The organism is Acinetobacter sp. KS-LM10, assembly GCF_036896575.1.
GTDB lineage: Bacteria > Pseudomonadota > Gammaproteobacteria > Pseudomonadales > Moraxellaceae > Acinetobacter > Acinetobacter avistercoris.
Window position 1 is genome coordinate 3322313 of record NZ_CP145906.1, and the last position, 13926, is coordinate 3336238.

General features: G+C 32.9%; 5 protein-coding genes. All 5 read left to right on the forward strand.

All coding sequences use genetic code 11. The annotated features are described in order from the left end of the window. The first annotated feature begins 41 nt into the window (after positions 1-41). From V5M36_RS15110 to V5M36_RS15130, 5 genes are read left to right on the forward strand one after another with little or no spacing between them, the layout of a single operon-like run. A complete protein-coding gene (locus tag V5M36_RS15110; protein ID WP_338560479.1) occupies positions 42-1742 on the forward strand; it encodes a hypothetical protein in 1701 nt (566 codons plus the stop codon). A 4-nt stretch (positions 1743-1746) separates the two neighbouring features. Next, positions 1747-3318 carry a hypothetical protein gene (locus tag V5M36_RS15115; protein WP_004668062.1) on the forward strand — a complete coding sequence of 524 codons (1572 nt, stop codon included), beginning with the start codon at positions 1747-1749 and terminating at the stop codon, positions 3316-3318. 14 nt (positions 3319-3332) lie between these two features. Continuing rightward, the gene (locus V5M36_RS15120; protein ID WP_338560481.1) at positions 3333-8543 is read left to right on the forward strand and encodes an ATP-binding protein; all 5211 of its coding nucleotides are present in this window, start codon (positions 3333-3335) and stop codon (positions 8541-8543) included. After that, positions 8540-9412, forward strand: a complete 873-nt coding sequence (locus V5M36_RS15125) for a hypothetical protein (protein WP_004668059.1) — start codon at positions 8540-8542, stop codon at positions 9410-9412. Before V5M36_RS15120 ends, V5M36_RS15125 begins: the two co-directional genes overlap by 4 nt. 2 nt (positions 9413-9414) lie before the next feature. Further along, positions 9415-13872: a hypothetical protein gene (locus V5M36_RS15130; protein ID WP_338560484.1), complete on the forward strand. Its 4458-nt coding sequence runs from the start codon at positions 9415-9417 to the stop codon at positions 13870-13872. Positions 13873-13926: the final 54 nt, after the last annotated feature.

Sequence of the window (13926 nt, forward strand, 5' to 3'; positions counted from 1 at the left end):
TATACCTTTTACTTTGAAATAATTTTTTGGGACAAGAAAAAATGACTCTTGACTTTATAAGCTATTTAAATTCCTTACATAATTTAACGCCAGCTGGAGCAAATGCTTTAGCAGAATCACAAATAAATACGATATATTTTAATGAAATTTACTCAGAATTTCCTATTGTTCAACATATCTATAATCTGCTTACAAAAGATAAAAATAACATCATTATTATTACTGGACATGCTGGTGATGGTAAATCAACCATTGCATTTGATTTAATTAAACGTTTAGATGAAAAATTTCAGCAGTATACTTTTCAAAAACATGAATATTCAGAAAAATATAATTTAAACATCTTAAAAGATATGAGTGAGTTAAGTCTATCCGAACGGATAAAATGGCTCTCTCAAGCATTTAATGAAACAGACAATTGGTTGATTGTAAGCAATACAGGACCTTTACTTACTTCTATTACTGAATATCTAAAATCTATTGACTTAACACAAGATATTGAATCTGAAATTTTTAGTTTATTAAATAAAGAAATCTATATTTCTGATCAATTAGAAAGTTTAGACCATTTAAATTTAAGCCTCAACATTCACAATAAAAAGCTTTTCATTATCAATATAGCTAAATTAGACAATATTGAGGTTGCACTATCAATATTTAAAAAAATTATTCAACATAGCTCATGGCATGAATTAGTTGAAAGCCACCCTCAACATCCCATTATTCAAAACTACCTTTCTATCAAAAATAACATAGAAAATGTCATCCATAGTATACGTTTACTTTATTTATATTTACTCAATTATGAAAAACGTTTAACCCTTAGACAAATGCTTGCTCATTTCTGCGCATCATTGACAGGTGGTTTTCAACTTGAAGACTCCCCTATACATCCTATTATTTTCAGTGACTTATTTTTTGGATATCAAAACCATCTTCCATGGGAGAATGCATTTAAACTTCCTGCGATTCATTTACTTCATACATTAAACTTCGCAGGTTATCGCAGTTTAGAAATCGAAAAACTTATGGCTGATCTTAAAAATTTCGAAGGTATAACCCCATCCTTGCACAGCATAATCAAAAACTATATTCAAAAAGATCAAGATAGTGATATACATCTTTTTAAACCTGCTTTAAGACGTTTAATATTTATCTATAATTTATATCCAACCACATATACCAATGCTCAAGCACAATTTCTAGGATCCCCTAATATTGAAAAATATAGTGAGTGGCGTTTAGATACTCAAAAATTTATGGCCGAGGATGCTCGTCAAATTAAAAAAATGAGTTTGCAAGCTCTTAATTTATTTTTCAGCGGTATAAGTGAAGATAAATATTTAAACATTACATTAAAACGATCAGATAGTTCTATATTTCAAATCGCACAAATTAAAATTTGTAGCTTTATGGAAAAAGAATTTATTGTTAATTACTGTAATAATAAACAACAACCCTATTTAACTCTCAAAAAGGAAAATGAAGTCCGCTTAGAGTTAAGCTTACCTTTACTTGACTATATTCAAAATATTATTAAAGGTGATATCACAGAGTCTCTTACACCTATTTATAAAACTCAATTAGAACGATTTAAATTAAGTCTTATCGAGTATTCAGAAATTGATCATGAAGATGAAATTACGCTAGTACGTACTTTATCTAATGGTGATATTCAAGAGAATATTATTAAAATTGAATTAGACTTAAAACAAAATAAAACTTTAACTTTAGAGGATTAATTCGTTGAGCACTTTAAATACATATAGTTATTTTCCTAAGAAAAATACCCCCAATCAAAATCCCTCTAATACTGACAAAAAACCTAATATTGCCTTAGATATTTTTGGACGCCGATTTTATGCAGATCAAACACCAACAGAATATTTATCAGAATTTTTATTAGTTTTTAACTCAGCAAAAGCAGATGAAAATAAAAATACTTTTGGTGAAAATAGTTTTCAAGTGAATGATCAAACAACTCATTATTGCCCATCTACACGATTAGCATTAAAATTTTTTAGTTTTTTTAGTCAATCAAAATTAGAAACTCGTCATCCTGTACATCAAATTGAGTTTTTAAATGCGATTGAACAATTAAAGAATAGAATGAGCCCTTCTATTTCTGCGACAGAAAAAAATCAACTTGTACAAACTTTGCAAGCTTTACTTTATGGTTTTGTAGGTGTTGCAAAAAATCGAACGTGGTCAACTTACAATTTCCTGCCGATCACACCTATGCTATTAGGTCGTGAAATTACTTGGTCTCATACGACTGAAAACTTTAATGATTGGGAAGAGAGTACTGTAAAATTCTCACTCAGCGATCATAATTTCATGGCTCGTGGTGGTGAGGTTTTATTTTTACAATTAGGTTATCTGTTCTCAAATATCACTGAAAATACAGATTTCATTCAAAAAATGGCATCTACAGACCAGTATAAACATCTTGAATTTAATTTAGAGAGCCTACAACAACAACTTGAAAATGAGCTCAATAAATTATTCAGAAGTGAGACACAATCAATTGAAAAAATTTGTGATTTTATTGAAGATGCTCTAGAAGATTTCGACCTTCCAAAAGCAAAATTATCGCATGCAAAATTAGCAACCATACCCAAGAGCTATGTGTTTGAAGCATTTTTATTTGCAAACGAATTATTGTCATTATTGAAATCTAATATTAGTAAACTAGAAAAAATTGAATTATTACAACTACTTTGTGTGATGCAAGTTCTACGTTCTATTATGGCACGCTCAAGACAACTTGATACAACAGCCCATGAAACAAAAAACTTTCATGGTCATTATGCTTGGGTCGCTTGCTCACCGACAGCAATAACATCCGATCCTATTCGCAAATATGCAGAAAATTCTTATCAAAAAAGTGAAGAAATTATTTATCGAATTTTGCGCGCAGAAGGCAAAAAACATGGTGTCCAAGAAAGTGAATATACCAATATTGACAAACATAGTTTTGATGTCTTTAAAAAAATGGCTAAAACCATTGGTCTGGTGATTCCTATTACAGGTGGACATCAACGTTTTGTCTTGAATGCGAATATGATTCGCCTCTTTGTTTACACTTTAATTCCTGCTGGAAAACGCATTCAGATGACTGAGTTTTTAGCCAGAATTCAAACTCATTTTGCAATCTCATTTTTTGGTGAGCAATTACAAGAAGCTTTGCAATGGCAATATGAACAGTTAAGTGATCCTACAACTGATATTAAATTGAACTGGTTTGAGGAAAGCTTAAAACAATCAGGTTTACTGATCGAGTTATCAGACTCTGTTTCTATTGTAAAAAACCCTTAAATTTGAGAATAAAGATGAAAACCGACTTTTTTTTAGAGAGTTATAAAAACTTTTTAGTTAATACTATTCAAGAAAATTTTCTTAAAACCAATGAATTGAGGATTGTTACACAGAGCTTGATGCCTCATCAGGTTTTTACGATTTTTTCACATTTAAGTCAGGTATTTCCTTTACATGATCAGTTTAAGAGCTATTTTAAAGTTGCCCATGGACTCATTCATTATTGGGAAAATCAAAGCTTAAATCCTTTAGATCAACAAGCTTTTTCTGATTTACAAGAAAAGGGCTGGTTAGATCATGAAGATAAACTGACTTGGTATCGTAATCGTACGTTGAATGATGAACATGTTGATCAACTACTTATACTTTTAGTTGGTCTAGATCATACAACTGATAAAGGTGGGCTTTCTGATTTCTTTATCTGCGATGATGAAAAAATTTGGTTGTCTTTAGATAAACAATATCAAACTTGGTTAACTGCCGCCTTTGAAGACTTAGATGTTTATATTTCTGATACACAACTTCAGCAGTTTAATTCAACTATTCAACACATCAATCAATTGATCCCTTTAACTTTAAATCAACGTAGTCAATTATTGATACAATGCTTCTCAAGCATAGGGGATAATTCCGAATTCAAAGATATTTTTTCACATTTTTTCAAAGTACTTCCAAACATTGGGATTCCCTATTTAAATATCGAAAATGATCTCAAAACCTTTCAAAACAAAAAAGGCTTACAATATCTAAAAAATGCCTATGAATTTATTAGTCATGCTCGCTATAAAGCGAAAGCACGTAAAAAGAAAGATTATCAAAAAATCTATACGCATTTAAATCAAGATCCTTTTGAAGTTAAAGATATTGATGGTATTCATCATACTGAAATACATACTTATTTGAAAAATGTAGAATTATTTATTTTTAATGCTCATCCAGAAGCAAAGCACTACTTAAAACAAATTGATCTCCTACCTCTAGTAAAAGCATTGGGGCTAAAGGAGGAAAAAACGTCAGAACCTAAACAAAGTATTCCGCTTTACCGTGGTCATAGTCTTGAAGCTATTCAAAAAGGCTTACATTTTGCATTACAGCAATACCAAAAAAACTATGATTTTTCAGAAGTTACGCGGGTCAATATTGCGGTTAAAAACTTCCAACATGATTTATCAGATCATAATAATTCAGCACAGAATCTTTCTCATAAAGCACTTGCACGTGTACTATTACACGGTGCATTAGGTGGTATTGAAGAGCAAATCAATCATCTTGATTTAGGCTTTAATGAAGTCGAACTACATTTTTCACCTTTATTAACACCCGATGCACAAGACACAGTTGAATATTCTTTTAAAACAACCAATCCAGTTGTTTTATTTAAAATCACTATCTCGGGTGAAAAAGAAGAAGAATATGCCTTTAAATGGGCTTTTTCTGAGTATCAAGTCGAACGTATTCATGTCAGTTTAGCCAATATTTTACATCGTCATCTTCTCGCTTACTCTGACTACACTTTGCCTGTTTTTACTTTACCTGAACAAATTTTCAAAGCTATTTACTATGCAACTGATGAGCAAGAAGCATGTCGTTTATTAAGTTTAGGCTTAAATAACATGACTATATATGATGTATTCCATGACTTTTCTCTAGAAAACCATTCTGATATACAGCATCTTTGCATTGAATTAAAAGCAACATATATCCAATTTATTCAGAACTATTTAGATCATGGTCGTTATTTCGCACAGACCAAAGCGCATTTACTGATTACAGCCTATACGCAACTTTGTGAACGACTTAAATCTTTAGCAACTTTTGAAGCAAAAGAAATGATTGAGCGTGTCTATTATGCATTCTGCTTTGTAGAGCAATCTGAACGCCTTGACCTTCATAATATCAATCAAATTTTACTGTCAGCATTTCATCCAAGTGTGTTTGAACTTATTCAAGCGCAAACAAGATTTATTAATGAAGCTATTGAACTTACTCATCAAGAATCTGAAGATCTACCGAATGCCTTGACCTATGATCGCATTTGTAATCTTGCTGAAATTCAAGCACCATTATTGGCTTTAAAACAAAAGCAAGGCATCAGCACCCAAATTAAATCTTTCTCATGGCTTCATTTTATTGGTAGTGAACCTACAGGTGAATTGGACTTATCTATTCAGGCATTATTACAAGATGATGATATTGACGAAGATGATGATGTTAAAGAAATCGTTAAGAAAGTACCTGAACAAGACATTATTTATAATGTCTTGACTGATTACGCCTTAGCGAATCATCATGTTTGTAATGGCTTGAGAATTTTAGCCATCAATGTTTCTAAGTTATCAACGCTACTCTCTGGCTTACAACAGTATTTAAGCCAAGAGATTTTGAAAAATATAACATCCTCACCTTACTATACTGTACATTTAACCATTTATACCGTTGGTTTATCTCACTTAAATGCAGTGAACACCTTGCAAATCTGGCATAGTCATTTGCTTGATCAGTTTAGCAAACTAGATAAAAAATTAGATTTACGAATTAATCATTTTGTATCAAAACGTACAAATATTCAGCAAAGATTATTGGTTGACGCAAGCAAACAATTATATCCTTGGACAAGCTATGATCTCGCATTTAACTTTGATTTTCTGCAAGCTCAAGCAATTGGTAAAACTGAAGCAGCGCCAATCTATGAGTTTGACGCATCAGCAAATCGTTTAAATATTTATCCAATTATTTACTATCCGAAACCAACTTATCTACAAACGGCTGATCGTCGTCAATTACTCTTAAGTAATCGACGTATTCAAGTTCAATCTAAACACAGTGATTTAACTGCACGCCTAGAAGTCACCGATCGTAAAGATTCAGAACAATTTTTTGTTATTTCTGAAACTCAGTATGATGAAAATTCAAAACAGCTTATTGAACAATTACACCAAATGGCACAATGGGTGGTAAATATTGATCAGTATTTTGATCATCACTTACTGAAGTTACATCAAACCGAATATACTCATAAAGTTATCAGCTTTAGTTCAGGCTATGGTGCATATGGTGAACTTAATGTTACTGTTTCTGCAGACCAAAAAGCGCATGACCTATTAAAAACACAAATTCGTAGTCATCTCTCTGCAAACATGCCTTTTTTACGTGAAAGCAACTTAAAACCTCTCGTTGAAAAAATTACAGCATTAAATGAAGGCTTATCTGGTGTAGCTTCAATCAAAGCCATTTTAGGTGAATCAGAAATTATTCGTAATCTATACGGCTATGCTTTAACAATGCAAACAACACCGTGTATAGATTCATCTATACTTGAGCAATGGATTCCTTTAGATGCCTTCCCTCATTGGTTTAAAGATCAAGAGTATCGCCCAGATTTACTCAAAGTTTCATTACAAATGGATAAAAATAATCAACCCATCATTCATGCAAAAATTATTGAAGCAAAAGTAGGCGCTGGAATAGAAACTTTATTAACTAAAGCTGAAGCGCAAATAGAAGCAGGACTATTACATTTAAAGTACCTTTTCACGCCTATTCATGAAACACAAAAAAATCGTTATGATTGTCGCTATTGGTGGGGTCAACTCTATCGTGCAATTGTATTACGTTCTCAGCTTGACCGTGCGCAAGTCTGTTTAAATGATCTTAATATTGCGCTTGAAAAGCTGTCTGAAGGTGATTACCAAATTCATTGGTCTTCTGAAATTGTAATTTGCGATACAGAGACCAAACTAAACCTATCTAAATCTAAAGAGCTTTTCTTTACCCATGATTCACTGCATGGAAATGAAAAAAAATATCTTGTTCGTCAATATTCTGCCTTAAGCTTTGAGCAGGCTTTACTTGATGGTATAGATTTAGAATTCACTTATATAGATGACACTCAACAACCAACAGTAACTGAAAATACAGATCTTTTAGAACAAGAAGATATTTCAGATTTCAGTCAAGATAATACACAAGATCGAACATCAAGCTCTCATTTAGACTTAACTGATTTTCAAACAATAGATCATTCTGATACTTCGACAAAAATTTCATTAATGGTCAACATTGCTACAAATGAAGTGACTGAAGAATGCTCTCCCCTTCCACTTGTCAAACAAGATATTAGTTTTGGTACAACGGGGAAAATGTTGACTACTGTGAATTGGCCATTTCATCATAAACAATTAAATAACCGTCATATGCTGATTTTTGGCTCTTCAGGTTCAGGCAAAACCTATGCCATTCAATGTATTTTATCTGAGCTTGCTCGGGCGGGTTTATCATCCTTTATTGTAGATTACACAGATGGATTCTTGACGCATCACACAGAAAAAGTCTATCAAAAAGTATGTACACCTAAAGACTATTATGTGGTTGTCAATCCATTACCGATCAATCCATTTAAAACCTATAGCAATGAAATCGCTCCAGGAGTAGAGGTACAAGAAAAGGCTTTTAATGTTGCGACACGGGTAAAAAATATTCTCTGCTCTGTCTACAAAGATTTTGGAAGTCAGCAACAAGCCATTATTGATAAAGTATTAGAACAAGGTTTAGAAAAAAATCCTCAATATCACTTAACGGATTTCTTAGAAGATTTAGAAGCTGATAGTGCTCGTGGTGAAAGTGTCGCGAATAAAATCAGAACACTTGTCAAAGTGAATTGTTTTGATACAGAAGCATCCGAAAATTTATATGAAGATAAACTCCGCAATGAGTTCCCTGTGCAAGTCATTCAGCTCACTAACATACCTCGTGACTTACAAAGAATTATTACTGAATTTATTCTCTGGGATATTTGGGCTTATGTACAAAAACATGGTAGCAAAGATAAGCCTATGACTATTGTGCTGGATGAAATGCAAAACTTAGATCATGCACCAGATTCACCTATTGATAAAATGCTCCGTGAAGGGCGTAAATTTGGTATTAGCTTAATTTTAGCCACGCAAACAATCAGTAACTTTGATAAAGAGCAGAAAGATCGTCTCTTCCAAGCATCGACTAAATTATTCTTTAAACCTGCAACTACGGAAGTCGATAGTTTTGCCAAACTTCTTAGTCAAGTCAGCTCTGATTATAATGCAAATGATTGGCGTGACAGATTAAATAAGCTAAATAAAGGACAATGCTATTATTTAGGTTATGTCGAAGATCAACATGGTCACTTAACAGAAAAAATTACTCTTACTAACATCACCGCACTTGAGCAACGAGGTTTTAACATATGAACCTCACTTACAACTTTCCACAAACATTTAAATTAGAGCCTCTACTACTTGCTGAATTACTCATTAAAACTAATGAATGTCATATTTTACATGGCACGATACATGAAATTTCAGAGTTAACAGGTATTCCTACAGGCGCTAGTTCAGGAAAAGTTGAACCCACTATCGCCTATGGTTTTAGCAGTGGTTTACTTTCAGCTGAAAAAACACAAAGTATTTGGGCTTTAGAACTTACACCTTTAGCTAAAACTATTTTGCAAGAAGATAGCATGTTAAATGAAGATGTAAGTTTATTCATGATGCATTTAATGATGAATCGTGTTGACCCACAACAACCGCGAGAAGGTCTAAATTCAGCTTGGTTTGATGTCTGTATTTCTAGTAAATATCAAATTTCCGATACATTTTATTTAGATCAACTTGAACAATATATAAAAGATAAACGTGGTGACCAAAAATATCTGAATAAGCTTCTACGCCTCATTCTTACAAGCTATGATCAAAACAATGTAGATGCTCCTTTTTATAAAATCCCCGTATTTCAGGTTGAGCAAGCTCAAACACAACTTGTGATTAAACGCTTAACAGCACCTTTAGAATATAAATTTTTCCCTGCTTACAGTTCATTTTTATTTCTTGAATGGGATCGACTATTTTCATCACAGACACAAATTAGTTTTGATGATTTTTTGACACAAACCCGTTGGAATTTATTAATGAATTGGTCCAATAAACACTTTAACCGTTTATTAGATTGGATGGCAGAAAAAGGGTTTATACAAATCGATCGCCTAACAGGAAATGCTCTCATCCTTAAATTGGTTTCTACTGATCGTGTTTTAACAGAATTTTTTAGTGAGCTTGTGTAATCATGAAATTACAAGAATTAGTACAGTTTAATCAACAAAGTTTTTTCGAGGGTGCAGTACAACTTGGTTGGTTTCAAAATCGTATAGATCAAGCCAATATTGCAGCAGAATCATTTATTTTTCATGGCCCCCATTACCATGGTGCAGTCAATGAACAAGACCAACATTTACTTAAAGATACAGCTTCACTAGTTGTTGAACTCCTTGAAAGTCTTTCACTTGCAAAACAAGGGCGAGAAGATAATCCCTATTGGTTAGCAACTGCAGGTTATGGTGCGGGTAAATCACATTTAGCTGTTACATTAGCGACATTATTATCTAAACCTAATACACCTTTAGCACAAACAATCTTAACGCATATAGAGCGTGTAGATGCTACTCTCGGACAACGTGCAAAGTCCTGTTTTGAAACCTTTACAAAACCGAGCCTAATTATTGCCTTAGATGGCATGGGTAATTTCCATTTAGGCAATCAGCTTAACAAAGTGGTACTTAAGCAACTTGATATGCATGCGGTTGATGCTCAAGCTGTACGAGATTTATCACCACGTTTTAATAAAGCACAACGTTTTGTTGAACGAAGTTATCAAATTTATGCTGTAGAATTTCAAAAAAAATTAGCACAATTTGATCAAGCACAAATTTTTCAATTACTCACTGAAAATAATGAAGATGTTTACGCTGCTGTTGATCAAATTTTCTTGGATGTTACGGGCAGTGCAATCCCTGTAGATGGTCAAGAATCTGCACAAGACCTACTACAAACCTTATGTGATACCTATTGCGGTACAGATAAACCCTTTGAAAATATTATTTTACTCTTTGATGAATTTGGTCGTTATCTTGAATATGCTGCGGATCGCCCTGACCTTGCTGGTGATTCATCGCTACAGCAAATTTTCCAAGGTATTCAAGATAATGCTAATAAGATAAGATTTATTGGTTTTATTCAGTACGATTTAAAAACGTATCTAAAACGCTTTAATGCTAAAGATTCTAGACAATTACAACGCTATATCACACGCTTTGATACTGCCAATAAAGTACATCTTTCTTCAAATTTAGAAACTATTTTTGCCAATCTTATCCAAAAAGATACGCAAGAATTAACTCGCTTATTTCAACAATATCCAAGTGAAGATAACTTCCATCAATCTTGGTTACGTCTTGCACAGTATTTACCTAAAACTAAACTATACCCTGTCTGGCACGATGAAAATTTATTTAATCAAGTTATTGCAAAAGGTTGTTGGCCATTACATCCATTTGCAACATGGTTACTCACACGCCAAGAGCATACTGTACAATCACGATCAGCACTGACGTTTATCCGAGATTTACTACAAAAATCTGCACAATTAGATGTCTTCAGCCAACCTCAACTTTTCCAAGTTTCGGCTGCTGACCTTGTACATGATTATTTACTCGATGAAATGCTTGCAGCTGAACGTGATACAGGTGCAAATGTCATTGAAACATTGCAAACGCTCTTACAAAAATTTCATAGTGGTTTTCAAACCAATAACCCAAAAACCTTAACTGCTATTGCGATTTTAGAAACCCTAAAATTACGTCAACTCAATCAATCTCAAGCCAATGAAATTCTACAAGAATTGACTAATTTTGATGCAATTCAACTTCAAGAGCAAATCATGAGCTTGTCTGAGTTGGGTGCAACTGAGTGGAATTCAGACTTAGGGCGATATGAGCTCTTAACAGATGGAGCAAGTCGAGCGAGTTTCACTGCATGGATGAAAAAAACAGCTGCTCAATTCACACAACAGGATATTGGTGAGCTATTTATTAGCAAATCTTATGATATTGGCTTAGGTCAAATTGAATGTGACTTTGCACAAAAACGTAATATTTCAACTCCTGATTGGGTATTCCAACCCAAAAGCTATGTTGCCGAACAAATTTCATGTGAGAATTTAGAAATTCTGATTCAAGATTGGCAAAATAATATGACCTATAAAGATGCAAAAGGTCGTGTTATCTATATCTATCTCAATAGTCAGCAAGATTTAGAGCTATATCAAACCAAAATTCAACAAATGCTAGAAACAGTTTTAGCAAAATATAAATTAAACAAATTACCTTTCTTATTTTGCTATCTCAATGATCAAAATGATGAACTCCGTACTGCTTTAGCACGCCTGAAATCTTTTGAAATAATGTCTCCTGCTGATCAACAGCAATTTATGCGCTTTATACAAGAAGAAAAAGATGATGTGCTCACTGTACTAAAAAATACTTCATCAAAACTAATGAAACAAAAGGAATTTTTCTCACCTTACTATCCAGATTTACCTCTAGGCTTACTCAAAAATGTTGCAACAGCATTGTTTGAACATAACTATAAAAATACCATTCCTTTTGTTTTTGATGGCTTCCGTTTAAATACTGCAACAGCACCTTCGGATATTGCAGCACTCTTTAGTATTATGGTGAATCGCCAATTCTCTATTGCATGGTTACAAGGGCAAAAGACACCTTTACAGAACCGTTTTGACACCTTGTTTAAAAAAAATTGGCAAGCCGTAGATACCATGACGGGGAAATTTGCGCTCCCCCAACAACAAAATGTTAAAAGTTTATATAACTTTATAGAAACAACATTTGCGATTAAACCTGACTTAGATTTAAAAACGCTGTATCAAAAACTCGTGATGCCAAGTTATGGTTTAAATGACTGTTCATTTGCGCTCATTCTAGGTATCTACCTTGCGCAAGAAACACCACAATATAGAATCCTTCATCAAGGTAAGCCAAAGAATCTTGCTGAATGGCTGAACTTAGTTCTGAATAAAAAAACAGGGACTTTACTCAATTTAGATATTTTGGCACATACTCAATTACAAAAAATGGAAATGAGTACACGTGATGAATGGATTCTACTATTCAAGCAGTGGAGCCAAGAGTCAAATCCTAAGAAAATGATTGATATCTTTCAATCTATTGAAAATAAAAAGAAAGTAGACCCGATTCCGTTAGATTTAGAAATTCAATATAATTTGTTATTCGATAAATTCAAAACAACCTATGAAGAGCATAAGAAACAACAGGATAGATTTGATGCTACTTTTACCCAAATGCTAAGAGGTCTTGAAAGCTCAGATATCCGAGACTATAGCAAATTATTACAAGCAACTTCAGCTTTAATTAAATTTGCCAAAGACCTTGATCTCAAAAAAAGTCATATTGAATTACCAACAAAATCGACCTCTTTAGTTGAATACATTTCACAAGGCAAAAACACATTATCAGTCAAATTTAATCGTTTTTTTGATAATCTTGTTCTAACCTCACATCATGAAATTATCAACTTCCGTGAAAAATCGGAACAATATCAACGTGCTTTTATCACCTTACAAATGCAACAAGAGGCAAATAAAGTACAAGATAAAACAGCTCAACTGATTCAAAGAATTGAAGAAAAAGAACGTTTTAAGTATCTCTTGCAAGATATTGAGAGCTATATTCATACTTCACCAAATAAAACAATGAAAAAGAAAGAGCTTGAAACATTAATTAAAGAAGGTGATCGTCTTTTAATTGATATTGACAATAAACCCTCTATTTTTGATTCAGTACAAACCCTTGTTGAAAAACAAAATGGAATTCGGACTGTACAAAATGATTTTAGACAAAGAATTACTGATGTCAGTCAACAATTTGCAAATTTGTATGGTGGTTTTAATGAATTAAATGACCTCAAAATTCGCTTATTGGATGCTGAAGAATTATTAAAATTCTTTGTATCGACAGAGGAATATGAGGAAATTTTAAAAATCCAGAAACAGCTTCAATTCGCTTTTGATCGTACCCAATCTTGGATTACACAAGGTTTACCGAGTCAAAAAATGTTCGCTTTTTTAAATCAAACGATAGTTAAAGATCAGGAAGCTATGATGGCTTATTTGAGTGAACAACAGATTGATGCAGAGTGGGATTTTATTGAGGAAATTTTTAAACCTATTCGTGATGGCTATGTTAAAAAGGCACGATCAACAGCTGAACATTGGTTAACACAAACACAAAATGAACTTTCTTTCACACAGCAGGATATTTCTATTCTGCGGAAACTCGTTGACAAAGTTGAAGTGGCACCAGAAATTTTTGATGAAGATCAAATAATTCTTTTGCACTCTTTAAAGGATGAAATTCGTCATCAATTTAATCAATGTCATATGCAGATGTTCCAACGTTGGTTTGTGAATCTTGAAAGTGAATTTATGTCAACATCTCAAAATCAAACAGGGTTAATGCAATTACGTACTAAACTCAAAAATGTTCCCCACATAATTTTGCCATTATTAGATGAACAAGAACAAAAGATCATCACATTGCAAAAACAAATAGCTTCTGCTTTAGATCTTATTTCATTAGAAGATTTAGCTGAACGGATTAATACCCTAAGTCCAGACTTAAAACAAAAACTACTAAAAATGTTAAATTAAATAAAGCCCGTACTCAGCTAGATACTGAGTACGGGCTTTATATTATTTCTATCT